Below are 24,582 nucleotides of genomic sequence, written 5' to 3'. Positions count from 1 at the left end.
CGTATGGGTAAGCGCAAGCCCCGCCCCACTCCCGTCCTGCCCGAGTCGCTACCCGGGCTCGTCGACGCACACACGCACCTCTACTCCTGCGGTCACCGCACCGCCGACGAGGTGCGCGCCGCCGCCGACCGCGCCGCACTCGCCGGGGTCGCGGCCCTGGTCACGGTGGGCGACGACCTCGCCGAGTCCGAGGCCGTCGTGGCCGCCGCCGAAGCCGACGAGCGGGTGTACGCAGCCGTGGCCGTGCACCCCACCCGAGCCGCCGAGATCACCGACCCCGAGCGCGGCGAGCAGGTGCGGGCGCGCCTGCGCGAACTCGCCGCCCATCCGCGGGTCGTCGCGGTGGGGGAGACCGGCCTCGACCACTACTGGGTGGGGAAGATGGACGGCTGCGCCGACCCGGCCGAGCAGGAGGAGTCGCTGCGCTGGCACGCCGGGCTCGCCGCCGAGCTGGGCAAATGCCTGATGATCCACAATCGCGAGGCCGATGACGACCTGCTGCGTGTGCTCGCGGAGGTCGCCGGCCCGGGCTCGGGCATCCCGCACGTGATGCTCCACTGCTTCTCCTCGCCGCTGGAGGTCGCCGAGGAGGCCCTGGACCGCGGCTACGTGCTGTCGTTCACCGGCAACGTCACCTTCAAGGCCAACGACCACCTGCGCGAGGCGGCCCGCCTGGCCCCGGCCGGGCAACTGCTCGTGGAGACCGACGCCCCGTACATGGCTCCCGAGCCGTTCCGGGGCGCCCGCAACGAGCCCGGTCTGGTGGGCTACACGGCGCGGGCGATCGCCGAGGTCCGGGGGCAGACGCCCGAGGACCTCGCGGCAGAGGTCGCCGACACCGCCCGCGCCGTGTTCGGCCTGACCGTCTGACGGGCGGGCCCGCCCGGGCCGACGACCGGTGTGGCGCGTGGTACTCGTGAGGGCTGAGTGGCGAATGTAACGAAACGTGACCTGAATACCTCGTCGTCGTCGACTCGTTCCCGCATGTCACGAGGGTCACGTTGCCCCGGCGCTGTCCGCTCGTTACGCTATCGTGATGAAACGCGAACGGCTGTACGGCAGTTCGCGGAGCTACCCGAGGAGAGAACCGACAAGTGGTTGACGACGCACGGACCGACACCCCCACGGGCGCCCGACCCACCGCGACCCGGGGCATGCTCGCCCCCGTCAAGCGACTCCACGAGTCCCGCTCCACCATGCTGCGGCTGTCCGTCGCCGGGATGCTCACCACCCTCGTGGTGGGTGGGGTGGCGGCGCTCGACCAGCGCACGCAGTACACCCTCGAGGTCGACGGCGAGCAGGTCGAACTGGTCACCTTCAGCTCCGACGTGCGCGCCGCGCTCGCCGACGCCGGCTACAGCGTCGACGACCGGGACGTGGTGATCGCGCCCGGCGACAGCATCGACGACGGCGACACCGTCACCCTGCTGCGCGCCCGGCCCGTCACCGTCGAGGTCGACGGTCGCAGCGAGCAGGTCTGGACCACCGCCACCACCGTCGCCGACCTCGTGGCCGAGCGCGACGACGTCCCTCCCCGCAGCTACGTCAGCCCGCGCATCGACGCGGACGTCCCGCTCGACGGCACCACCGTCTCCGTGGTGACCCCGCGCGAGGCGCTGCTGTCCGACCACGGCGGCCCCGCCACCCCGATGGCCTCACCCGGTGAGACGGTCGGGCAGTTCCTCGAGCGCGCCGGCATCACCCTCGGCCCGCTGGACACTGTCACCCCGGCCCCGGACGCCCCCGTCGAGCCCGGCACCGAGGTCACCATCACCCGCGTGGCCGTCGCCGAGGAGACCGCGGTCGAGCAGTTCGAGGCCCCCGAACAGACCACCGAGGACCCCGAGGCCACCGAGGGCGAGCGCACGGTCGTCGATCCCGGTGCCCCCGGCGAGCGCGAGGTCGTCTACACGATCACCCGCGTCAACGGTGTCGAGACCGAGCGCGCCCGCGGCGCGGAGAAGGTCCTCACCGAGGCCCGCCCCGCCGTCGTCCGCGTGGGCACCAAGCCCAAGCCCGCCGCGCCGGCCGTCTCGAACGGCGGCGTGTGGGACTCGATCGCCCAGTGCGAGTCGGGCGGCAACTGGAGCATCAACACCGGCAACGGGTACTCCGGCGGACTGCAGTTCGCCGCCGGCACCTGGACCGGCCACGGCGGCGGCCAGTACGCGCCCAGCGCGCACCTCGCCACGCGTGAACAGCAGATCGCGATCGCCGAGAAGGTCCGGGCCTCGCAGGGCTGGGGCGCCTGGCCCGCCTGCACCTCCAAGCTGGGTCTGCGCTGACCGGCCCGGACGCGACCTTCCGCGGGCAGGCCGACCCACTCGGCCCGCAGGAGGTGCGCGCGCTCGCGGAGGAACTGGGCATCAAGCCCACCAAGACCCTCGGACAGAACTTCGTTCACGACGCCAACACGGTCCGCAAGATCGTCACCGCCTCCGGCGTGGGCCGCGACGACACGGTCATCGAGGTCGGGCCCGGCCTCGGGTCGCTGACGCTGCCGCTCCTCGACGCCGCCGGCCACGTGGTGGCCGTGGAGATCGACCCCGTGCTGGCAGGGCGCCTGCCCCGGACCGTCGCCGAGCGGGCCCCGCAGCTCGCCGACGCACTGACCGTCGTGGGCGCCGACGCGCTCGCGGTCTCCGGCGCCGACCTGGGCGGCCCGGGGATCCCGCCGCCGACCGCCCTGGTGGCCAACCTGCCCTACAACGTCTCGGTGCCCGTGCTCCTGCACATGCTCGCCGAGGTGCCGACCCTGCGGACCGCGCTGGTGATGGTGCAGCTCGAGGTGGCCGACCGCCTGGCCGCCGCCCCCGGCTCGCGCGTCTACGGGGTGCCCAGCGTCAAGGCCGGGTTCTTCGGCACCGTCCGCCGGACCGGCACCGTCGGCCGCAACGTCTTCTGGCCCGTCCCCAACGTCGAGTCGGGCCTGGTGCGGATCGACGCCTACCCCGAGGCCCCGTGGGACCTGGGCGAGGCACACCGGAAGCGGGTGTTCGCGGTGGCCGACGCCGCGTTCGCCCAGCGTCGCAAGACCCTGCGCGCCGCCCTGTCCGGGTGGGCGGGCTCCGGCGCGAACGCCGAACTCGCGCTGACCGAGGCCGACGTCGACCCCAAGGCCCGCGGTGAACAACTCACCACCGCCGACTTCGTCCGGATCGCCGAGGCGGCGGTGCGGCTCGGGATCGGACCGGCGCACCGGGAGCCGTAGGCTGGTGGTCATGCCCCGCGACGCCTCCACCCCCGCCGGCGCGCGCGCCGTGACGGCCGTCGCCCCCGCCAAGATCAACCTCCACCTCGGCGTCGGTGACGTCCGCGGCGACGGTTACCACGACCTGCTCACCGTGTACCGGGCCGTGGACCTGTGGGAGCGGGTCACCGTGTCGCTGGACGACGCCGACGACGACAGCGAGGTCGTCGTCACCGGGCCCGGGGCCCCGCAGGTGCCGACCGATCGGACCAATCTCGCCGCCCGGGCCGTCGACCTGCTCCGCGAGGAGGCGGGATCGGACGCCCGGATCGCCATCCGGATCCACAAGGGCGTCCCCGTGGCCGGCGGGATGGCCGGCGGCAGCGCGGACGCCGCCGCCGCGCTCGTGGCCACGGACCGGCTGCTCGGTCTGGGACTCGGCCGGGCGGCGCTGGAGGAGCGGGCCGCGAGGCTGGGCAGCGACGTGCCCTTCTGCATCCGCGGCGGCACGGCGCTGGGTACCGGGCGCGGCGAGAAGCTCGCGACGCTGCTGCACGCCCGTGCCGAGCAGCACATCGTGGTGGCCCTGGCCGACGGGGGACTGTCCACCCCGACGGTGTTCGCCGAGCTCGACCGGCTGCGCGCCGAGCGCGACCCTGCTGATCCCGGGCGCGGCCTACCGCGCGCGGGCGGGGTCGACCCGCTCGTGGCGGCCCTCGCCGGCGACGATCCCGCCGCCGTGGCCGGGCTGCTCGCCAACGACATGGAGGCCGCCGCGCTCTCGCTCATGCCCGCCCTCCGCCGGACCCTGCGCGTCGGCCGGGAGGCCGGGGCCCTGCACGGCATGGTCTCCGGCTCCGGCCCCACCTGCCTGTTCTTCTGCACCGACCGTGACCACGCGATCGCCGTCGCCGCCGAGATCAGCGAGCACGGCGTCGCCCGCGAGGTCCGCGTGACCCGCGGCCCGGTCGGCGGTGCGCACATCGTCGACGACCCCACAGGAAAGTAGAGATGGCCCCCACCAACCTCATCAACCTCGAGCAGTGCTCGGTCTCCTTCGGGATCCGGCAGGTGCTCGACAACGTCTCACTGGGCGTCAACGCCGGCGACCGCATCGGCGTCGTCGGCCTCAACGGGGGCGGCAAGACCACCCTGCTGGAGATCCTCACCGGCGTGGCCGAGCCCGACTCCGGGCGCGTCTCGCAGGTCAGCGGTCTGCGGATCGCCGTGGTCACGCAGCGCACGGAGCTCGCCGCCGACACCGTGGGCCAGGCCGTGGTCGGCAGGCTCGGCCTCGCGGTCCACGAGTGGGCCGGTGACGCCCGCGTCCGCGCGGTGCTCGACGGCATCGGGATCCACGACCTGGGACTGGACACGCCCGTCGCGGATCTGTCCGGCGGTGAGCGGCGCCGGGTGTCGCTCGCCGCGGCCCTCGTGCAGGATTTGGACCTGCTCGTGTTGGACGAGCCGACCAACCATCTCGACGTCGAGGGGGTCCAGTGGTTGGCGGACCACCTCGTCGCGCGATCGAGTGCGCTCGTCGTCGTCACCCACGACCGGTGGTTCCTCGACACGATCGCCACCCACACCTGGGAGGTGGTCGACGGCCACGTCGAGCAGTACGAGGGTGGCTACAACGACTGGGTGTTCGCGCGCGCCGAGCGCGACCGCCAGGCCGCGGCCACCGAGTCGCGTCGTCAGAACCTCATGCGCAAAGAACTCGCGTGGCTGCGCCGCGGCGCCCCCGCGCGGACGTCCAAGCCGCGCTATCGCATCGAGGCGGCGGAGGCGCTGATCAAGGACGTGCCGCCGCCCCGCGACTCACTACAACTGTCGAGCTTCGCCGCGCGGCGCCTCGGCAAGGTCGTGATCGAGCTGGAGGACGTGCGCCTCGACGCCCCCGACGGCCGCACCCTCGTCGACGACCTCACCTGGCGACTGGCCCCCGGCGAGCGAGTGGGCCTCGTCGGCGTCAACGGTTCCGGCAAGACCACGCTCCTGCGGGCGCTCGCCGGTGAGGCCCCTCTCGCCGCGGGCAGCCGCAAGGAGGGCAAGACCATCCGGATCGGGTGGTTGCGGCAGGAACTCGACGACCTGCCGCTGGACCAGCGGGTGCTCGAGGCGATCGAGGACGTCGCCGCCCGGGTGGCATTCGGCAAGGACGAGCTCACCGCCTCCCAGCTGGCCGAGCGGCTGGGCTTTTCGCCGGCCCGTCAGCGCACGCCCGTCGGCGACCTGTCCGGCGGCGAGCGACGGCGCCTGCAGCTCACGCGCGTGCTCATGGCCGAGCCCAACGTCCTGCTGCTCGACGAGCCCACCAACGACCTCGACATCGACACGCTGCGTCAACTCGAGGACCTGCTCGACGGCTGGCCCGGCACGATGGTCGTCATCTCGCACGACCGCTACCTCGTCGAGCGCATCTGTGACTCGGTGTGGGCGCTGTTCGGCGACGGCCAGCTCACCAACCTCCCGCGCGGCATCGACGAATACCTCGAGCGCCGTCGCGTCGCCGGGGCGGCTGGCGACTCGGGCAAGGTGTCGCGCTCCACGCCGCGCGCCGCGTCTGCTTCGGCTGGCGGCTCTGGGGCCGGTGCCGCGGGTGGTAGTGCCACGGCTCCCGCCCTCTCCGCCGCCGAGGAGCGGGCACTCACCAAGGAGATGTCGAAGATCGAGCGGCAGATGGGCAAGCTCGACAAGCGCGAGGCCGAGCTCCACAAGGCCATGGCCGATGTCTCGGCAGGGGCGATGGACACCGAGAAGCTGGCCGCCCTGGACCGCGAGCTCAAGGACGTCTCCGTGGAGAAGGACACGCTCGAGGAGCGCTGGATGGAACTGGGCGAGCAAATCGAGGGTTGAGGCGCCCGGCCGGCCGACCTAGGCAGCCGACTGCGACCCCGGTTCGCGCTCTGCAGCGTGGAGTCGCTGTTCCGCCTGAGCGCGCAGGTACCTCCGTTCGGAGGCGCGACGGTGCCGGGTGTGCGGTTGGCGCTGCGATCCGGGTATGCCGTCTCCGGTTCTGCCGGCTTCGGCGGCCTCCTTCTGTAGCCGGGAGCGTTCGGGGTGTCGCGGTGCGCCGAACTCCGCCAATGGGCCGGTGGGGGTGGTGATGACGCGTGTCCCGGGGTCCTTGTCGGGATGGTTCGGACCATGTATCCACACGTAGTCCTCGTCAGTGCTCCGGTAGTAGGCCCAGATGCCATCGGTCTTGAGGCGATGGTGGGTGCGGCAGATGCTGCCGAGGTCGTCGCTGGTGGTGTATCCGCCGCGTTGGGGATCGTCGTGGTCGAAGGGGATGATGTGGTCGAGGTCCGTCTTGTCCGCCGGGGTCTGGCAGCCGGGGAAAACGCAGGTGCCGTCGCGACCCCGACAGAAGCGGGCCAGTGCCTCCGAGGGGTTGTACCGGCGGGAGGCCTCACTGTCCGGGTCCGCGAGCGTGTCGATCGCGTCGAGTCTGCGCCTGGCGAATCGCTGCAGTTCATCGGACGTGAAGCGACTGACGGGGCCGTAACCTGCCACGAACAGGCCCCGGAAGTCCGCGTCCCCGTCGTCGTAGGCGTGGATCACGACCCGGCGGGCCGCGGCCATCGCGTCCGGGTCCGTGGGGTGGTCTCCGTCGGGTGCGGGCAGACAGGTCCAGCCGCGGCTCAGGGCGAGGAGGCCGGCGGCCCTGAGTTGCCCGATCGACCGGGGGTCGTCTGTTGCGGCGGTGCGGACCAGGGCTTCGATCCGCTCGGTGATCTCCAGGCCGTCGACGGCTGAGAGGGTCGCGGTGAGCAGCGCGAGATCGCCGGTGACCGGCGTCATCTTCACGTTCTGCTCTCGCCGAGCCTGTTGTGCGCGGGCGTCCGCTCCCACGGGGTCGCAGCTCGCGACGTGCTTGCTGAGCATCTTGCGCAGTGGCCCGATCCTGGGAGGGTGGGTTCGGCGCCTCGTCGGTGCGAGTCCCTCGCTGATGCGGCGGTCGAGTTCCGGCATGAGACGGTCCTCCACCAGGGCGGTCTCCTCGGCGATGGCGTGGGCCGCGTCGACTCCGATCCACCCAGTCGTCAGCAGTGTCGCGGTGAGAGGCAGCCGCTCGGTCAGTTCTATGGCGGTGGCCACCAGCCGAAATGCCCCGCGGCGGGACAAAGCCATCGAGGCGCTCACCATGGTCGCCGCCGTGTCCAGGGGATCGCGTCGCTGGTCGTTCTGGGTTGACCTGGATACGCAGTCGTACGCATAGGCCACAGTGCGGCCTTCGGCAGCGTTGATCGCCCGCTGCGCGAGATAGCCGCGTCGCTGTCCGGGGTCCCATCGGCTGAAGGCCTCAGGGACGACGACGTCGGTGGCGGGGGTAGGCACCGTCGTGAATCCCGGCGGGGTCACGAACGGCGAGTGGGCGGTGTCTGTTGGGCTCATGGTTCGACTGTATGTTCGAGGTACGACATGGTCGGAAGAAGTGGCTGTCACGGCCGTGACCTGCGGTGCCCTGGATGCCCCGTTCAGGGCGGCGCAGGTCAGACGGCACTGCGGTTCAGACGGCACTGCGGTTCAGACGGAGGCGTGGACGGCAGCCAGAAGTGCGTCGGCGTAGGTGAGGCATGGCGGTACGGCGTGCCACCGCGCCCGGGCGCTCTATGGATACCGCCAGGCCGTGGGCCCGGGCGGCGTCTGCAGCCTCGTGACCTGCGGTGCCCTGGATGCCCCGTCCAGGGCACCGCAGGTCGGACGGCACCGCGGTTCAGACGGTGGCGTGGATCGCGGCCAGCAGGGCGCCGGGATCTGTGAGATCCGGCAGGACGCCGTGGGCGCCGGCGGCGCGGAGGTCGTCGGCGGAAACCCTGCCGGTGGCGACAGCCACGCAGACGGCACCCGCGGCGCGCGCCCCGCGGACATCGTGCACGTGATCGCCCACGACCACCGACCGCCCGGGGGTCACGTCCACACCGCGGGCCCGGGCGGCGGCGAGGGCGTCGCGGACGAGGTGGGCGCGGTCCGCGTGGTGATCACCGAACGCGCCGAGTCCGGGATCGGGCAGCCCGTCGAAGCCACAGAGCCGCAGCTTGAGCAGCGCCGTCCGCCGCATGTTGCCCGTGACGATCCCCTGGTGCAGTCGCGGGTCCGCGGCCAGGGCGGCGACAGCTTCGTGGGCGCCGGGCAGGGGACCGCCACCTCCGGCCAGGAGATCGTCCCCGAACGTTTCGCAGCGCCGGGCCACGGCGTCCATGAGGGAATGGACCACCTCGTCGTCGTCGACACCTATCCCGTTGATCTCGAGCAGATCGGTGAGGATCGCGCGGTCGGTCCGTCCGGCGAAGGACACGCCCATGACGGGGTCGCGGCCGAGGAGGTCGGCGAGCGCCGGGGTGATCATGCGGGTCCCGAAGCCGGCGGGGTCGAGGAGGGTGAGGTCGAGGTCCCACAGGACGAGTACGTCGCTCACGTCCCGAACGTCTCCAGCAGCGGCGCCAGCCAGGTGGTGAGGAAGGTGCGGAGGTCGTCGTCGGAGCGGGCCTCGGGCGAGTCCAGGCACAGCACCGACCAGCCCACGTGCACGCCCACCTCAAGGGGCGTCGTCGCGGCGTCGAGCACATCGGTGAACGCGCCGGTGAGCATGGTGAGTCGCTCGGAGACGGCCTGCGAGACCAGGTCCTCGCGGCTGCCGAAGATGGAGTAGACGGTCTGGCGGCTGACCTCGGCCCGCTTGGCGACCGCGGCGATCGTGACGCCCCCGAAACCGGCGCGCCCGATGACGGCTCGGGTGGCGTCGAGGATGGAGTCGCGGGAGCGCACCCCGCCAGTATCCCGGACGCCGCCGGACGCCGTGCCTAAAAGACGGCGCCCCTAGAATACAGCGCCCACGTCCTGCCGCACGATCCTGTCCAGCGGGCGCTCGGCGATCGCGGCGATGGTCAGCGACGGGTTGCACGCGGCGGTCGTGCCGGGGATGAGCGCGCCGTCGACGACGTACAGCCCGCGCTGGCCCGGGACGCGGCCGTCGAGGTCGCAGACCTGTCCCATGACGGCGCCGCCGAGCGGGTGCCAGGTGGAGTTGAGCATGCGGTTGGTGTCCGTGAGGTGGTCGGTCGGGCCGGCGATGTCGCGTGCGGTGCGGTCGACGTGGGTGAGGATGTTGGAGCCGCCGCCGGCCGGCCATCGGATGATCCCGCGGTCCTGCGCGGAGTCGTAGACGACCCGACCGCGGTCGGCGCTGACGCCGTAGCCAACCATCACCGTGGTGTGGGGGTCCGGTCCGAACGGCGGGAGCGAGGCCTGGATGACGGTGTGGGCGGTGGCGGGGTCGGACCAGTTGAGACTGCCGTAGACCACGGGCCCGCCCTGGACGGCGCCGAACCCGGCGGTGGGGTCGGTCCACAGGTAGATGCGGTCGGCGTTGGAGCCCCAGCCGCTGCCGACGGCGTCGGGCAGGTCGGTGACGGCGTCGGTGGCGGCGGCGCGGGTGAGCAGGGTGGAGGTGCCCACCGAGCCGGCGGCCATGATCAGTGCCGGGGCCCGCATCGACAGCGTCCGGACGAGCCGTCCGGCGGTGTCGAGGACCTCCACGTCCAGCTCCCAGCGGCCGTCGGGAGGCGGCGCATCGCGCGCACATCGTGCAGAGGCCGGACGTCGACCAGGCCCGTGGCCTCGGCGCGGGCGAGTTAGGTGACGTCGACGGAGTGTTTGCCACCGTTGTTGACCCCCAGGGAGCTGTCGCCGTTGGTGTAGGACGGGCGCATCTCGCCGCGCAGTTCCGCCAGGGCGTAGTCCCAGTCCATCGGCATGGGGATCTTGCGCAGGGGCAGCCCGGCGTCGCGGACGCGCTGGGCGAAAACGCGGGAGGCGGCGTACCGGGGCGCGGCGACGAGCTCGTCGGGGGCCTCGGCGAGGCGCAGCATCCGGGAGACGCGTGGGTAGTACTCGCGCTCCATCTCGCGCCAGTCGATCGCGCCGGGGGACCACGTGTGGAACAGCTCCTCGGTGGGTTGTAGTGCCATGCCCTGGTAGATGAGGGAGCCGCCGCCGACGCCGGTGGCGCAGACGGACGTCATGTTCTCGCCGACGGACGCCTCGAGCAGGCCGGTGTGGCGCGGGAGGTCCACGGGGCGGCCGAACACCTCGGCCGGCGGGCGGAACCACGGGGCGCGCTCGTCGGGGGAGGTGGCGCTGGGGAAGGTGGTGGAGCCCGGTCCGGTGGGCCAGCGACGGCCTCGTTCGACGACGACGACACCCGCCTCAGCGAGACGAAGCGCTGAGATGCCGCCGCCGAATCCGCTCCCGACCACGATGCACCGGTGGTCCTGCGCATCGTGGGGGATCCGTCCGGGTGCGGGGGAGTCGGTCGCGGCGCCGGCGGAGTCGCTCGGCCGGGCGGCAGCCGCGGGGTCGGTGGCCAGGGCGGCGACCCCGGCGGCGGCGACGGTGCCGAGGAAGCCCCGGCGGGAGATGTGCCGCATGGGCGTGAAACTAGACAGTGTTGACGAAAACTGTCAATATCGTCGTCCCGGTCGAGGAGGCCGGGTCGGGTCCGTAGGCTCAGGCCATGAGCAGCAAGAAACCCTCCGGCAAGAGCGGCAGCAAGAGCGCGTCCAAGAGCGGTGCCAAGAGCGGTGCGAAGAAGAAGGACCTCCTGCCCAGCGGTCTGGAGAAGCTGCCGAAGAAGGCCTACGAGGCCGAGCTCGAGCGGCTGCAGGCGGAGCTGGTCGAGATGCAGGCCTGGCTCCGGGAGACCGGCAACCGGATGGTGGTGGTCTTCGAGGGGCGCGACGCCGCGGGCAAGGGCTCGGCCATCAAGCGGATCACGCAGTACCTCAACCCGAGGCACGCCCGGATCGTGGCATTGCCCGCCCCGACGGAGGTGCACAAGACGCAGTGGTACTTCCAGCGCTACATCGAGCACCTGCCGGCGGCCGGGGAGATCGTGATCTTCGACCGGTCCTGGTACAACCGGGCCGGGGTGGAGCGGGTGATGGGTTTCTGCACACCCGACGAGTACCGGCGGTTCCTGCACCAGGCTCCGATCTTCGAGCGGCTGCTGGTGGAGGACGGGATCATGCTCCGCAAGTACTGGTTCTCCGTGTCCGACGAGGAGCAGGAGCGCCGGTTCCGGTCGCGCCATGACGACCCGATGCGCCGCTGGAAGCTCTCGCCGATGGACCTGGAGTCCATCACCCGGTGGGAGGACTACAGCCGGGCCAAGGACGAGATGTTCGTCCACACCGACATCCCCGAGGCGCCGTGGTTCACGGTCGAGTCCGAGGACAAGAAGCGCTCGCGGATCAACGTCATCTCGCACCTGCTGTCGACCGTGCCGTGGGAGAAGCTCGACCCGCCGGAGCTGGAGATCCCCGAGCGGCCGAAGGGTGCGGACTCGAGCTACGACCGCCCGCCGCGCGAGGAGTTCAGGTACGTGCCGGACGTGGCCTCGCAGTTGTTGGAGGGCTGAGGCGGCGGGCCCGCATCGGGGGCAGTGAAGTAGGAATTCCTAGTATCCGTGCGACGGTCGGTGGGCGGCCTGACACTATGGGGTCATGAGCGAATTCGTCAGCAGCCGGCGTGATGGCCGGATACAGCACATCGTCCTGGACCGCCCCAAGGCCCTGAACTCGCTGGACCTGTCCATGTGCCGGGCCCTGCACACGGCGCTGGACCAGGCGTCCAAGGACGAGGACGTCGAGGCCGTCGTCACCACCAGCACCTCGGAGAAGGCGTTCTGTGCGGGTGGCGACATCCGCGCGCTGCGCGACGCCGCGGCGGCCGGTGAGCACGAGAGGAACCACGAGTTCTTCTCCGAGGAGTACGCGATGGATCTGGCGTACCACACGCACCGCGTCCCCACGGTCGCCGTGATCCACGGGGTGGCCATGGGCGGAGGCCTGGGAGTCTCGATCAACGGTTCGCACCGCGTGGTGACCAAGAAGGTCATGATGGCCATGCCGGAGACGGCGATCGGCTTCATCCCGGACGTCGGCGCCAGCCACTTCCTTCCGCGCCTGTGCGGCGGCGGCGCACGCGGCCTGGCCGTGGCGATCTACCTGGGCACGACGGGCGTGCGGATGAACTCCGCCGACGCCCTCTTCACCGGCCTGGCCACCCACCTGATCGACGACGACGAGCGCAACGCCTTCGTCGACGCCGTCGCTGCCATCGGCTTGGCCGACGCGCTGAAGAGGTTCGGTCTCGAGCGCGCCGAGGCGGGGGAGTCCGCCGTCGAGGCCCGTATCGAGCGCATCGAGGACGTCTTCTCCCGCGACACCGCGCAGGAGATGATCGCGGCGCTGGAGTCCGGTGAGCAGGACGAGTGGGCCACGTCCACTCTCGAGATGTTGCGGTCGCACTGCCCCACGTCGATCGTCGCCACCATCGAGCTGCTGCGCGCCGGGGCGAAGGCGGAGGACCTGCGGGAGTGCCTGGACAACGAGCTGGCCCTGGGCGCCTGGATCACCGCCCGCCCGGACTTCGTCGAGGGCGTGCGGGCCGTCGTGATCGACAAGGACCGCAACCCCACCTGGGATCCGGCGGATCTCGATTCGGTGGACGTCGACGCCATCCGTTCGGCGCTCGCCGGGAGCTGAGCGGTTTCTCCGCGGACTGATCGGGATACGCTGAGCGGCGTCCGGCGCACGGGGCGCCACTCGTGAGGAGCGTCATGACTAGCAGCGGAGACAACGTGGGCCCTCCGGCGGCGCCGACGCCGGAGGCGCTCGCCCCCCACGAGGAACCCAAGGGCTGGGGCATCGCCGGCGTCACGGCGGTGTCCCTCGCGGCCCTGTTCGTGGTGGTGTGGGGACTGTCCGAACATGCGAGTCTGCTGATGCCGGCGTTTCTGGCGCTGAACCTGGTCATCGCCGCCCAGCCCCTGCAGCGGCTGCTGCAGCGGGCCGGGCTGCCCCGCTGGGGGGCGATGATCATCGTCCTGCTGGTGCTCTACCTGCTGCTGGCCGCGCTGGTCGGGATGCTGGTGTGGGCATTGTGGGTCGCAGCCGAGGAGATCCCGCAGTACCAGGACAAGTTCATCGAGCTGTACGAGCAGACGATCGCGTTCCTCGGCACTTTCGGCGTGAGCGAGGATCAGGTCACCTCGAGCCTCCAGGGCGTGGACCCCACCACGATCGTCGGTACCCTGCAGAACGTCGCCGGTCAGTTGTCCTCGGCCGGCGGTCAGCTCACCGTCCTGGTCATCGCGCTGACGTTCCTCGTGTTCGACGTCCCCGGCATCACGAGGCGTCGCGCGGTGATCGCCCGGCAGCGGCCCCGGCTCGCCGACGCCCTCGGGTCGTTCACCGACGGCGTGAAGTCGTACTGGATCGTTTCCACGGTCTTCGGTCTCCTCGTGGCGGTGATCGACACGGTGGCACTGATGATCCTCGGCGTGCCGCTGGCGCTGGTGTGGGGCGTGCTGGCGTTCGTCACCAACTACATCCCCAACATCGGCTTCGTGCTGGGGCTGGTGCCGCCGGCATTGTTCGCGCTGCTCACCGGGGGGCCGGTCGAGGCCATCTGGGTGGTGGTGATCTACAGCGTCGTCAACCTGGTCATGCAGAGCTTCATCCAGCCCAAGTTCACGGGCGACGCGGTGGGGCTGACCCCCACGGTGACGTTCCTGTCACTGGTGTTCTGGTCGGCGATCGCCGGGGCGCTGGGCGCCATCCTCGCCGTCCCGCTGACGTTGGCGGTCAAGGCGTTCCTCGTGGACGCTGATCCCCGGATGGCCTGGTTCTCCACGTTCCTCACGACCCCGGACGCGGACGCCAAGCGGGACCGGCGGCGCGCGGCGCGGCTGGAGGCGGCCCACGAGGGGTAGGTCCCGCCGGCGTCGGCACCAGCCGGTGGACCCTGGCGGCCCCGCGGTCAGTCGCCCGTCTCGTCCTCTCCGACGCGGGTGAAGGTGCCCAGGCCGTTGCCGTCGAGGAGCTCCACCGTCACCGTATCGCCGTCGAAGGTGACGCTGCCGCGGGAGCCGGGCGGCCAGTTCTCACCGACCGGACTCACGGCGAAGGTGTCGCCGTCCCAGTGTTCGAGCGGCCAGACCTGCGGTCCCGGGCCCACGTCCAGCGCGAGTGCGGGGCCGGCGTCCGGCGGATCGTCCGGATCCCCGTCCGATCCCCGGTCAGGCTGTGAGGCGACGCGGCGGATCTCGATCTCGCCGAAGTAGTCGTTGCGGTAGACGCCCACCAGCTCGTCCGCCGGGCGCGGCGGTGCGGGGGCGGAGGGTTGCCGAGTGGAGACCAGGTCGCCGACGGGGGCCAGCAGTGGGCCGAACGCCTCGCCGTACAGCTCCCGCCACTTCAGGGTGGGGTCGCCGAACTGCGCGTAGTCCGCGAAGCGCGAATTGATCGTCTCGGCCACCCCGACGGGCGAGGCGTTGGTCAGGGTGATGATGCCGAGGTCCAGCGACGGCATCATGAGCATCGCAGTTCCGGCGCCGAGCGCGAACGCCCCGGAGTGACTCCACTCGACGCGGCCGGAGGAGCTGGTGGAGATGTTGAACCCGTAGCCGTAGGTCCCGGTCCGGTCCGCCGCGGACTGCGGGGGTGAGGACACGGCCTGCGGGGTCAGAGCCTGTCGGAGTGCGTCGGAGGGGACGACCTGCGAGCCGCCGGGCCCGGCGCCGTCGGCGAGCACCATCGACATCCACCGCGCCATGTCCGTGACCGACGAGCTCAGGCCCCCGCGGGGGCCTGGGCGTCCGGGTCACGCGCGGGATCGGCCGGGACCCAGTCGCCGGACGACTCGCCCGACTCGTCGGCAGCAGCGCGGACGTGGCCGACGACGCGGTTGTGGCGGTCGAGCAGGTCCTCGTAGGAGTAGGAGGTGTCGTCCATGTCGAGGGGGTCGAAGAGCCGCTCGCGGGCCAGCTCGGGCCAGGGGGTGCCGGCCGCGACGGCCACGGCTTCGGCTCCGGCGGTGAGCCCGAAGTTGGTGTACGCGTACGAGGCGCGGAACGGCTCCAGCGGCAGGTGGCGCAGCCCGTGCAGGATCGCCGGGCGGTCGTACCCGAGGTCCTCGATATCGTCGCCTGCGTGCTCGGGCAACCCGGAGCGGTGCGCGAACAGGTCGCCCACCGTCACGTCGGCGGTCACGCCCGGATCGGACAGGGCGAACCACGGGAGGTGCTCGCGCACGGGAGTCGACCAGTCGATCTCGCTCTCGGCGGTCTCCGCGGCCACGACGGTGGCGCTGACCGGCTTGGAGACCGACGCCATGGGGAAGACCGTCCGCGCGTCCACCTCCTCGCCGGTCTCGGTGCTGCGCACGCCGAACCCCTCGGCCAACGCCACCTCGCCACCGTGCACCACCGCCACTGCGACGCCCGGGATGCCCGAGGCCTCGAGCTCCTCCTCGACGATGTCGGTCACCTTGCCGATCGCGTACTCGACCCGGTCGTCCGAGACCTCCAGTCCGGAGTAGGCCGCGGGACTCTGGCCGGGCTCCGGGTCGGGGACCGGGGTGCCGCACGCCGAGGCGGACATGGCCACGGTGAGCCCGAGCGCCGCTGCTCCGGCGATCCGCGGGCGGCGCGAGCGACGGGGAGGGGACGGGTCCGGGGTCATTGCCTCAGGTTAGTCGTCCGGCGCCGCGAATCGCCGCAACAGCGCAGGACGAGCCGGTGGTCAGCGCGCCCGTTCCCAGTTGGCGGTCCACGCCTCGGCGCCGCCCATGAGCTGACGCTCCAGCTCGGCCCGGTCGGGCCCGGCGCGGTGCAGCACGTCGGCGGCCCAATCGGCGTAGAGGCCGTACTGGGCGACCCCGTCGGTGTTGAGGTCGTACTCGCGGTCACCGAACCGCCACCGGTCCATCACCTCGCCGCTGGGCGCGGTGAACGGGTACACGAGCGGGTCGCTCGCCGCGCTCGGCCGGGGCTCGGCGAGGGCGGCCAGGCCGTTGACGTCGGAGCCGAAGCCGTAGCCGGTGAACGGCCGGGCGGCGCCGGCGGTGTTCGTGCGCCACTGCTCGAGGAAGCCGGTCTCGAAGTTCTCGGTGGCCTCGGCGGGCCAGGCGAACGCGGCCACGAACCCGCCCTGCTCGTGGACCCGGCGAGTGTTGCCCTGCGTGGCCCAGGCGTGGTCCACGACCAGGCCTGTGTACCCCGCCTCAGCGGCGATGTCGAGGGTGCGGTGGGCGGTCTCGACGCCCATGTGGTCGATGTTGATCACCATGCCGCGGGCCATCATCCCGCGGATCGCGTGCTCGCCCAGCGGCGTCAGCCCGCGCACGTTGCACAGCGGAGCCTCGGGGTAGACGGGCAGTGCCGCGCCCGCCGGGGCGTCCGAGGAGGCCACCGCCAGGCCGTCGGCGACGGGCGTGGAGGCCAGGGGTTGGGCGTGGTCGGCGTCGGGACCGGTGCACGGCTCGGTCTCCCAGAACCGCTGGGTGCCCAGTTTGTTGCCGATGTTGACCGCGAGGCCGGCCAGTTCCTCGTCCATGCGGGCGCCACCGAGGGCGTTGTCGAACTTGTGTACCGGGAACACGGTCGACACGCCCCACGAGGCGAACTCGTCGAGCCCCCGGTCGATGTCCTCGGTCGTGCACATCGGCACGTCGTCGACCACCCGGCACCCGAACGGCTCGGATGCCTCGACGCCCAGCGTGACCGCGAGTTTCCCGTCGGCCGCGATCGCGCGGACGTCCTCCGGCGAGCGGGCGATCCGGAACCAGCCCCGCCCGGGACCGCCGTGCTCGGCGTCGATGTGGGCCTCCATCCGCTCGAGGTAGTCCACCTGCCGGCGCAGTTGCTCCATCTCGTCGCACGGGGAGCGCGCGGGTACCCCGATCCCGGCGAGGGCCTCGCAGAGCACGCGGTTGGCCACCAGATGGTTGGTGAGCACCCGCAGTCCACCGCGCCACGCCCGCTCTATACCGGTGTAGTAGGCCTGTTCGTGCAGTTGGGACTCGTGCGACGGCCACTGCGCGAAGGTGGGGAAGCCCTGGGTCCCGCCGGGCAGGGCGGTGCCCCCGAGGACCGATTCGAGCAGCGCGAAGTGCCCGGTGCCCGAGTGGCTCGGGCAGTCCGCCAGCGCCTCGCCGATGCCGCCGGGGGAGAACGGCTCGCCGCAGCGCAGGGCGCCGCCGAATGCCTGCGACGCCGCGAGGTGCGCGTGGGCGTCGACCATGCCGCTGATGGGGGAGCCGCCGGCTGGGGTCGCCGCCCGGGACGGTGCGGCGTTCAGGGGGGCGAGTAGGGCGACGACGACGAGGAGTGCCATCGCGGCCCACGCACGGCCTCCGGGATGTGCGGACCTCGTTGTCGTCGTCCCTTGTGCCACCATGGCGTGACACTAATCCCACTCCTCGGGCAGGGGAGGGGTTTCGCCCGGCCGGCGGGGCGACCGGCCGGCCGGGCAGGGCTCGCGTCAGAGCTGGCGCGCCACCTCGGAGGCGACCAGGTCGAGGTGGTCCAGGTCGGACATGTCGAGCACCTGCAGGTAGATGCGCCGGGCCCCGATCGCCGCGTACCGGCCGATCGTGTCCACGACCTCGTCCGGGGTCCCGGCGGCGCCGTTGGCCCGCAGTTCGTCGACCTCGCGGCCGATGGCGTCCGCCCGCCGGGCGACCTGCGCCTCGTCGCGCCCGCAGCACAGGACGAGCGCGGCCGAGCGGATGATCTCCTCGGGGGCGCGGCCGCGCGCGGCGCAGGCCTCGTCGACCCGTCGGTACTGCGTCGCCACGGTGTCGAGGTCGGCGAACGGCACGTTGAACTCGTCGGCGAACCGGGCGGCCAGCGCCGGGGTCCGCTTCCTGCCGTGACCGCCGACGATCACCGGCGGGCGCTGCTGCACGGGCTTGGGGAGGCCGGGGGAGTCCAGCATCTCCATACGCTTCCCGTGGACGGAGACCGTCTCGCCTGCGGGCGTGGACCAGAAGCTCTCCAGTGCCCCGAGGGTGTCCTCCAGCAGGTCGAACCGCTCGCCCAGCGGCGGGAAGGGGATGCCGTAGGCGGTGTGCTCGTCGGCGTACCAGCCGGCGCCGAGTCCCACGTCGAGGCGGCCACCGGACATCTCGTCGACCTGGGCCATCGAGATCGCCAGCGGGCCCGGGTGGCGGAACGTCACCGAGGTGAGCAGCGTGCCGAGCCGGATGGTCGAGGTCTCGCGGGCCAGGGCGGCGAGGGTCAGCCACGCGTCGGTGGGGCCGGGCAGTCCGCTGATGTCGCCCATCTTGAGGTAGTGGTCCGACCGGAAGAAGGCCTCGTAGCCGAGGTCTTCCGCCGCGCGGGCGACGGCGAGCTGGTCGGCATACGTCGCGCCCTGCTGGGGCTCGACGAAGACGCGGAGGCTGACCGGAGAATCACTGGGCATGCCCTCCAGCATGCCGCCGGGTGACCCGCCCGCGCCAACCGCCGGCCCGCGTCAGGGCTAGTTGGTGTCGGCGACCAGCGGCTCGATGGTGAGGTGTTCCATCTCCTTGGTGATGTACTGCAGCCGCCACTTGTCACCGAACAGGGCCAACAGTTCGCCGTCGGTGCGCTGGAAAACCTCGACTCCGCGCTGGCGGCCGAGTTCGCCGGCCGACTCGGCGTCGGTGCGGCGGGCGATCGTGTACGGCAGGTTGTCCACCACGACCTCGACGTTGAACTCGGCCTTCATCCGGGCCGTGACCACCTCGAACTGCATGGGGCCGACCGCGGCCATGACCGGGTTGGCGTCGCCGCGGGTGTCGTTGCGCAGGATCTGCACGACGCCCTCGGCGGCCAGCTGGTCGATGGCCTTGCGGAACTGCTTGTACTTGCCCAGCGACTGGGCGCGGACCACCGCGAAGTGCTCGGGGGCGAACTGTGGGATCGGCGGGAACTGCACCTTCCTACCGCTGTAGAGGGTGTCGCCGGGGGCGAGGGCCGTGGCGTTGACCAGGCCCACCACGTCGCCGGGGTAGGCGGTCTCCACGGTGGTGCGGTCGCGGCCGAACACCGTCAGCGCGTACTTGGTGGTGAACGGCTTGCCCGTCTGGGCGTGCTGGACCACCATGCCGCGCTCGAACTCGCCGGAGACCACGCGCATGAACGCCAGGCGGTCGCGGTGCGCGGCGTCCATGCCGGCCTGCACCTTGAACACCATGGCGGAGAACGGCTCCGAGGTCTTGCGGGGCTCGCCCGAGACGGTCGGCCACTCGCGCGGCGGCGGGGCCAACTCGACGAGCGCGTCGAGGATCTGGTGGACACCGAAGTTGAGCATCGCCGAGGCGAAGATCACCGGGCTGGTCTCACCGGCCAGGTATAGCTCCTGGTCGTGGTCCTGGCCCATCGCCGAGAGCAGCTCGGACTCCTCGACCGCGGTCTCCCACACGTCGCCCTCACGCTCGGCGGCGGTGTCCGGGTCGTAGTGCTCCTCGGGGGCGATCGTCGACCCGCCGGCGGTGCGGGTGAAGTGCACGTACTCCTCGGGGGCGCCGTCGTCGCCGCGCCGCAGCAGGCCGCGGTAGTCGCCGGCGATGCCCACGGGCATGAACAGGGGGGTGGGCACGAGGCCGATCTGCTCGGTGATCTCGTCGAGCAGTTCGAGCGGCGCCCGGCCGGGCCGGTCCCACTTGTTGATCACCGTGATGATCGGCAGACCGTTGTGCTTGCACACCTGGAAGAGCTTGAGGGTCTGCGGCTCGAGACCCTTGGCGGCGTCGATGAGCATGACCGCCGCGTCGACCGCGGTGAGGACGCGGTAGGTGTCTTCGGAGAAGTCGGCGTGGCCGGGGGTGTCGACCAGGTTGATGACGTACGGGTCGTCGCCCGGGTTCGAGCCCTCCGGTGCGTAGGTGAACTGCAGCGCGGTGGAGCTGACGGAGATGCCGCGGGCCTTCTCCATCTCCATCCAGTCCGACACGGTGGACCGGCGGCCCGACTTGCCGTGGACGGCGCCGGCCTCGGTGATCACCCGCGCGTGCAGCGCGAGCGCCTCCGTGAGCGTGGACTTGCCGGCGTCCGGGTGGGCGATCACGGCGAACGTCCTGCGGCGCGCGACTTCGGACGTGACGTCCCCGGCGGCGTCCGCACCCGTGGCGTGCCCGCCCGTTCCGGTGTCCTCGGCGGTCTCGGTCACGCGCACTCCTTCTGGCAGTCGACGGCCCTCGTCGTCGTCACCCAGCGTACGTCCGCCCACGGGTGAGCACACAATCCGGCGGTGCGACCCACGAGGTCGGTGTGGTGCGTGAAAGGCGAGGTCAGGCGCGGCGCTGGCAGGGATCGAGCGCGCCAGTCGATAGCTTTCGTAACGAGTGCGCGTGCCCCGACCGATGAACCGTGAACGACGCTACGCGCGGCCGGGTGTCGTACCCGGTCGCTACGGTGCGCGCGAGCCGCGTCGGACGACGCGCAGAGGCGGGGACTGGAATGGGCGAGGGCAGTGACCGGCACGAGCTGGAGGAGCGCAGGGCCGCGCTCCTGCGGCTGCTGCCCGTGGTCGAGCGGTTGCGCGGGCTGGACGGAGTGACGCGGGCGGGCGGGCAGCGACACCGCAACGGCGCATACCTGGTGCGCTACCCGACCTACGACGAGGACACCCTGGCCGTGATGGAGGCGTTCGGCGGGGGCGTGCTCACCCGGCACGGGTACCTCGACGAGTTGGAGCGGCGCGGGTTGTCGGACGGCTCGCTGACCGACCTCACCGGGCTGGCCGAGCGGTCGGACGAGGACCTGACCCGCGCGCTGCTCACCTGGGTGGTCCGGTCCGACCGGTTCGTCGACGGTGCCGTCGCGGAGGCGCTGAGGGAGGGATCGCTCGTGGCGCTCCTCGACCGGCTGCGGGAGCTCTATGAACTGTGACGTTGCTGAACTGTGATGTCCACGCCGGGCGCCGCGGGTCAGGGCCGGTCGCGCAGGGCGGCGAGGTAGCGGCGGGTGATCCGCTCCTGTTCGAGTCGGGCGATGGGTGCACCCAGCCGGGCGAGCAGGGTGGCGTGCGTGGATTCACCGGTGAGGGTGAGCGCGACGGCGCCGGTGACGGAATCGTGCCGGACGAGGAACGTCTCCCATCCGCGCTCGGGGTGGCCGGGTAGGGCGCGGTAGGTGAACCCCCGCGCGTCGGGGCGGTCCACGACCTCCGTGACCTCGCAGGGGGCGGCCAGTCGCAGCCACGCCCCGGGGCCTGATCGCGGCCGGAGGATGACGGTGCGGCCGGGGGTGGCGGGCCCGGTGGCGACGACGGCGAGGCCCGCCCGCCGGTGCAGGTCCCAGCTGACGAGTGCTGCACTCGCGCGGCGGAAGAGATCGGCACCGGAGCCCAGGTGGGCCTCGCGCTCGAACCGCCGGGAACGCGTCACGCGGAGTGGACCTGGTTCTGGGCCGTCTCCAGCCCGTGCTTGAGGAGGAGTTCCACGGCGTCGGCGGCGTCCTGGATGAGGAACGGCACATCGGGTTGCTCGAGCTTGGAGAAGCGCTTGAGTACGAAGTCGGCCACCGCCATGCGGCCCGGCGGACGGCCGACCCCGGCGCGGACGCGGATGTAGTCGCGGGTGCCGAGGGAGCCGGACAGCGAGCGCAGGCCGTTGTGGCCGCCCTCGCCGCCGCCGCGCTTGAGGCGGACCTGTCCGAAGTCGATGTCGATCTCGTCGTGGATCACGATGATGTCGGTGGGCGTGACCGAGAAGTACTTGGCGACCGCGGCGACAGGCCCGCCCGAGAGGTTCATGTAGCTGCGGGGGCGGGCCAGGACCACGGGCTTGTCGGCGAGCCTGGTCTGGGCGATCTCGCAGTTGGTCCGCTTGTGGGTGGAGAAGCTCGCCGGCATCGGCAGGGCGCGGGACGCCAACTCCTGCAGGACGTCCCAGCCGATGTTGTGGCGGGTGCCCTCGTAGTCGGGTCCGGGGTTGGCCAGACCCACGATGAGCGTGGGGCCGGGCGTGGGGCCGGGCGTGGAAGCGGTAGTCACGGGCCCATGATCCCAGACGGCGCCGGCCCGCCCGGGCGCACCTGTCCGATCAGTTCCGCAGCTCGGTGCGGGCGGTGTCGAGGACGGCGGCGGTGAGGGCGTCGAGGTCGGGTGACTGCAGTTTCCAGTGCTGCCAGAACAGGGGGACGTCGAGGAAGTGGTCGGGGGAGACGTCGACGATCTCGCCGGAGACCAGCCATGGGGTGGCGAGGTGCTCGGGGATCAGGCCCCAGCCCAGCCCGGCGACGATCGCCCGGACGTGATCGTGCGAGCTGGGGATGAAGTGCCGCGGCCCGGTGGGTTCCCGGCGGGCCAGGCGGCGATAGTGGTTGTTCTGGTGGCCGTCGCTGCGGTCGAAGTCGACGATGGGCGCCCGGCCGAGCGCGGCGGTGGTCGAGCCGTCACGCAGGTGCCGGGCGACGAACCCGGGGCTCGCGCAGGCCAGGTACCGCATGGATCCCAGGGGCTGCGAGCGGCAACCCTGGACCGGCCGGGACTGGCTGGTCACCGCGGCCATCACCTCGCCGCGCCGCAGCAACTCGCTGGACAGGGACTCGTCCTCGCGGCGGATGTCGAAGACCACCCGGCCGGCCGCGTGGACCTCGGTCATGGCATCGAGGAACCAGGTCGCCAGCGAGTCGGAGTTGCACGCCACGGCCAAGATCACGTGTTCCTGGGCCGACGCCGGGTCGTCGAGTTCGCCGGCGAGGGATTCCTCGAGGTGGAGCATCTGCCGCGCAGTGCGCAGCACGATCTCGCCGGAGGCGGTGGCGGAGATCGGCCGCTCGCGACGGACGAGGATCCGTCCCGCGGACTCCTCGAGTGCGCGGACCCGCTGGGACACCGCCGACTGGGTGATGTGCAGGTGGGCGGCGGCGGCCTCGAACGAGCCGAGGTCCACGACGGCGGCGAGGGTGCGGAGGTGATCCAGCTGCAGGGTGTTCATAAGCATGGCTAATGCTAGTGCAGAAAGTACAGTGGCACTACTGATGAAACCGGGCCTACGGTGACATCGTGACCGCTACTTGCTCACTTCTCACGGGCGTCGGCATGGGCCTCGGGCTCATCGCCGCCGTCGGCGCGCAGAACGCCTACGTCCTCCAGCGTTCGATCCGTGGCGATGTGGCGATGGTTCCCATCGTCGCCTTCTGCGTGGTGTCCGAGGCCGCGCTCATCCTGCTCGGGGTGGCGGGCGTGGGGGTGCTCATCGAATCGGCGCCGGCGGCGATCACGGTCATGAAGTGGATCGGGGTCGTGTTCCTGCTGGCCTACGGGGCGTTCGCCGCGTCCCGCGCGATCCGGCCCGGCGACGGGTTGCAGGTCGACGGCAACGCGCGGGTCCCGTCGACGCTCGGGGCGCTGGCGGCGTGCGCGGCGTTCACCTGGCTCAACCCGCACGCCTACCTCGACTGCGTGGTGTTCCTCGGCACGCTCGCCAACCAACAGGGGACCGACCTGCGCTGGGTGTTCGCGGCCGGGGCCTTCATCGCGGGCGTGCTGTGGTTCTCGCTCATCGGGTTCGGTGGCAAGGCGTTGCGGGGGCTGTTCGCCAGGCCCGGGGCGTGGCGGGTGCTCGACGCCGGCATCGCCGTGATGATGCTGGTCCTGGCGATCGGCCTCGTCCGCGGCTGATGCCGAGCCCTCGGCGGGGAGGGGCCGGGCCGGCGAAATACGGGACGGGCCCGGCACGACGCTGTGGTCGTTCCGGGCCCGTGTCCGGGTGCCGCCGGTCAGGCGGCGTCCGCCTGATTCACGCGGGGGAGGATCAGCCCTCCTCGGCGGCCTTCGCGGCGTCCTCGGCGGCCTCGCCCTGGGGCGCAGCCTCCTCGTCTTCCTCGAGGTCGGACTCGGACGGCGCCTCGATCACGTTGACCAGCAGGGTCTCCGGATCGGAGACCAGCGTGGCGCCGGCGGGCAGCGTGATGTCGGCGGCGGTGAACTGGGTGCCGGCCTCGACGTCCTCCACCGAGAGCGTGAACTCCTCGGGGATGTCGGTGGCCTCGACCTCGATCTCGATGTAGTCGGCGTCCGTCGTGACCAGGGTGCCGGGGGCGGCCTCACCCTCGAGGACGACGTAGACCTCGACGACGACCTTCTCGCCCTTGCGCACGACGAGCAGGTCGGTGTGCTCGATGATGCGGGTCAGCGGGTGCACGTCGATCTGCTTGGGCAGCGCGAGCTGCTCCTCGCCCTCGATGTCGAGGGTGAGCAGGGAGTTGGTGCCGTGCGCGCGGAGCACGGCGGCGAACTCGAGCGCGTCGAGCAGCAGGTGGCGGGGCTCGGTGTGGTGGCCGTACAGCACCGCGGGGACCTTGCCCTCACGACGGGCGCGGCGGGCGGAGCCCTTGCCGAACTCGGTGCGGGTGGAGGTCTTGAGGTTGTTGATTTCCTTGGCCATGATCGCCTTTTCGTCGGGTGGGAGAGCGGGACGCCCTGCGGGTGATGACCTCCTCGGCGATCGAGACGATCGCCGGGCCGGTCCACCGGGACCACGCCGACAATGATCGCGTCGATAACGGAGTAACCCGGGTTGATGCGGGTCCTCCCTCGCCGAGA

Annotated in this window: 22 protein-coding genes and 1 pseudogene; 10 read left to right on the top strand and 13 right to left on the bottom strand. The window is 71.8% G+C overall.

Going from position 1 to position 24,582, the window contains the following annotated elements; all coding sequences use genetic code 11:
* The first annotated feature begins 3 nt into the window (after positions 1–3).
* The 5 genes from OVA21_RS10285 (at position 4) to OVA21_RS10265 (ending at position 6,049) form a co-directional block, all read left to right on the top strand.
* On the top strand, positions 4–870 hold the full coding sequence (locus tag OVA21_RS10285) for a TatD family hydrolase (RefSeq protein ID WP_268092387.1): 867 nt from the start codon (positions 4–6) through the stop codon (positions 868–870).
* Between the two features lie 224 nt (positions 871–1,094).
* On the top strand, positions 1,095–2,285 hold the full coding sequence (locus OVA21_RS10280) for a resuscitation-promoting factor (protein ID WP_096907110.1): 1,191 nt from the start codon (positions 1,095–1,097) through the stop codon (positions 2,283–2,285).
* Positions 2,282–3,211: a 16S rRNA (adenine(1518)-N(6)/adenine(1519)-N(6))-dimethyltransferase RsmA gene (gene rsmA, locus OVA21_RS10275; RefSeq protein ID WP_268093139.1), complete on the top strand. Its 930-nt coding sequence runs from the start codon at positions 2,282–2,284 to the stop codon at positions 3,209–3,211. Before OVA21_RS10280 ends, rsmA begins: the two co-directional genes overlap by 4 nt.
* 10 nt (positions 3,212–3,221) lie before the next feature.
* Positions 3,222–4,199: a 4-(cytidine 5'-diphospho)-2-C-methyl-D-erythritol kinase gene (locus tag OVA21_RS10270; protein WP_268092386.1), complete on the top strand. Its 978-nt coding sequence runs from the start codon at positions 3,222–3,224 to the stop codon at positions 4,197–4,199.
* Positions 4,200–4,201: 2 nt separating this feature from the next.
* Positions 4,202–6,049, top strand: coding sequence for an ABC-F family ATP-binding cassette domain-containing protein (locus OVA21_RS10265; protein ID WP_268092385.1), 1,848 nt, complete (start codon positions 4,202–4,204; stop codon positions 6,047–6,049).
* 18 nt (positions 6,050–6,067) lie between these two features.
* Here the strand turns inward: OVA21_RS10265 and OVA21_RS10260 are convergent, their stop codons facing one another.
* The 4 genes and pseudogenes from OVA21_RS10260 to OVA21_RS10245 form a co-directional block, all read right to left on the bottom strand.
* Positions 6,068–7,591: an HNH endonuclease signature motif containing protein gene (locus tag OVA21_RS10260; protein ID WP_268092384.1), complete on the bottom strand. Its 1,524-nt coding sequence runs from the start codon at positions 7,589–7,591 to the stop codon at positions 6,068–6,070.
* 322 nt (positions 7,592–7,913) lie between these two features.
* The gene (locus tag OVA21_RS10255; protein ID WP_067713320.1) at positions 7,914–8,615 is read right to left on the bottom strand and encodes an HAD hydrolase-like protein; all 702 of its coding nucleotides are present in this window, start codon (positions 8,613–8,615) and stop codon (positions 7,914–7,916) included.
* Entirely contained in the window at positions 8,612–8,965 is a 354-nt protein-coding gene (locus OVA21_RS10250) for a TetR/AcrR family transcriptional regulator (RefSeq protein WP_096907114.1), read from the bottom strand. Before OVA21_RS10250 ends, OVA21_RS10255 begins: the two co-directional genes overlap by 4 nt.
* 51 nt (positions 8,966–9,016) lie before the next feature.
* A pseudogene (locus OVA21_RS10245) lies at positions 9,017–10,626 on the bottom strand (GMC oxidoreductase).
* An 86-nt stretch (positions 10,627–10,712) separates the two neighbouring features.
* Here OVA21_RS10245 and ppk2 point away from each other — a divergent pair.
* The 3 genes from ppk2 (at position 10,713) to OVA21_RS10230 (ending at position 13,973) form a co-directional block, all read left to right on the top strand.
* The gene (gene ppk2, locus OVA21_RS10240; protein WP_235027705.1) at positions 10,713–11,615 is read left to right on the top strand and encodes a polyphosphate kinase 2; all 903 of its coding nucleotides are present in this window, start codon (positions 10,713–10,715) and stop codon (positions 11,613–11,615) included.
* A gap of 85 nt (positions 11,616–11,700) precedes the next feature.
* Positions 11,701–12,744, top strand: a complete 1,044-nt coding sequence (locus tag OVA21_RS10235) for an enoyl-CoA hydratase/isomerase family protein (protein WP_069390334.1) — start codon at positions 11,701–11,703, stop codon at positions 12,742–12,744.
* Positions 12,745–12,818: 74 nt separating this feature from the next.
* Positions 12,819–13,973 (top strand): AI-2E family transporter, encoded by a 1,155-nt coding sequence (locus tag OVA21_RS10230; protein ID WP_159147609.1) that lies wholly within the window; start codon positions 12,819–12,821, stop codon positions 13,971–13,973.
* Between the two features lie 47 nt (positions 13,974–14,020).
* Here OVA21_RS10230 and OVA21_RS10225 read toward each other — a convergent pair whose 3' ends face one another.
* The 5 genes from OVA21_RS10225 to OVA21_RS10205 form a co-directional block, all read right to left on the bottom strand.
* Positions 14,021–14,815, bottom strand: a complete 795-nt coding sequence (locus tag OVA21_RS10225) for a serine hydrolase (protein WP_268092383.1) — start codon at positions 14,813–14,815, stop codon at positions 14,021–14,023.
* A 17-nt stretch (positions 14,816–14,832) separates the two neighbouring features.
* Positions 14,833–15,723 (bottom strand): serine hydrolase domain-containing protein, encoded by an 891-nt coding sequence (locus tag OVA21_RS10220; RefSeq protein WP_268092382.1) that lies wholly within the window; start codon positions 15,721–15,723, stop codon positions 14,833–14,835.
* A 60-nt stretch (positions 15,724–15,783) separates the two neighbouring features.
* Positions 15,784–17,376, bottom strand: a complete 1,593-nt coding sequence (locus OVA21_RS10215) for a hypothetical protein (protein WP_268092381.1) — start codon at positions 17,374–17,376, stop codon at positions 15,784–15,786.
* A 147-nt stretch (positions 17,377–17,523) separates the two neighbouring features.
* Positions 17,524–18,468 (bottom strand): LLM class F420-dependent oxidoreductase, encoded by a 945-nt coding sequence (locus OVA21_RS10210; RefSeq protein WP_268092380.1) that lies wholly within the window; start codon positions 18,466–18,468, stop codon positions 17,524–17,526.
* A 57-nt stretch (positions 18,469–18,525) separates the two neighbouring features.
* Entirely contained in the window at positions 18,526–20,199 is a 1,674-nt protein-coding gene (locus OVA21_RS10205; RefSeq protein WP_069389947.1) for a peptide chain release factor 3, read from the bottom strand.
* Between the two features lie 290 nt (positions 20,200–20,489).
* Here OVA21_RS10205 and OVA21_RS10200 point away from each other — a divergent pair, with 290 nt between their 5' ends.
* The gene (locus tag OVA21_RS10200) at positions 20,490–20,921 is read left to right on the top strand and encodes a DUF6508 domain-containing protein (RefSeq protein ID WP_096907118.1); all 432 of its coding nucleotides are present in this window, start codon (positions 20,490–20,492) and stop codon (positions 20,919–20,921) included.
* 38 nt (positions 20,922–20,959) lie between these two features.
* On the opposite strand, the gene OVA21_RS10195 is transcribed toward OVA21_RS10200, so the two are convergent.
* From OVA21_RS10195 to OVA21_RS10185, 3 genes are read right to left on the bottom strand one after another with little or no spacing between them, the layout of a single operon-like run.
* Positions 20,960–21,418, bottom strand: coding sequence for a DUF1990 family protein (locus OVA21_RS10195; RefSeq protein WP_096907119.1), 459 nt, complete (start codon positions 21,416–21,418; stop codon positions 20,960–20,962).
* Entirely contained in the window at positions 21,415–22,026 is a 612-nt protein-coding gene (gene pth / locus OVA21_RS10190; RefSeq protein WP_096907120.1) for an aminoacyl-tRNA hydrolase, read from the bottom strand. The genes OVA21_RS10195 and pth overlap by 4 nt, the downstream gene beginning before the upstream one ends.
* Before the next feature lie 49 nt (positions 22,027–22,075).
* Entirely contained in the window at positions 22,076–22,972 is an 897-nt protein-coding gene (locus OVA21_RS10185; RefSeq protein ID WP_096907121.1) for a LysR family transcriptional regulator ArgP, read from the bottom strand.
* Between the two features lie 68 nt (positions 22,973–23,040).
* On the opposite strand from OVA21_RS10185, the gene OVA21_RS10180 reads away from it, so the two are divergent.
* Positions 23,041–23,658 carry a LysE/ArgO family amino acid transporter gene (locus OVA21_RS10180; RefSeq protein ID WP_096907122.1) on the top strand — a complete coding sequence of 206 codons (618 nt, stop codon included), beginning with the start codon at positions 23,041–23,043 and terminating at the stop codon, positions 23,656–23,658.
* Positions 23,659–23,791: 133 nt separating this feature from the next.
* Here OVA21_RS10180 and OVA21_RS10175 read toward each other — a convergent pair whose 3' ends face one another.
* Positions 23,792–24,424 (bottom strand): 50S ribosomal protein L25/general stress protein Ctc, encoded by a 633-nt coding sequence (locus OVA21_RS10175; protein ID WP_069389953.1) that lies wholly within the window; start codon positions 24,422–24,424, stop codon positions 23,792–23,794.
* Positions 24,425–24,582: the final 158 nt, after the last annotated feature.

Source organism: Dietzia sp. SL131, assembly GCF_026672565.1.
In the GTDB taxonomy this organism is placed as follows: domain Bacteria; phylum Actinomycetota; class Actinomycetes; order Mycobacteriales; family Mycobacteriaceae; genus Dietzia; species Dietzia kunjamensis.
This window is presented reverse-complemented; position numbering and strand designations above follow the sequence as displayed.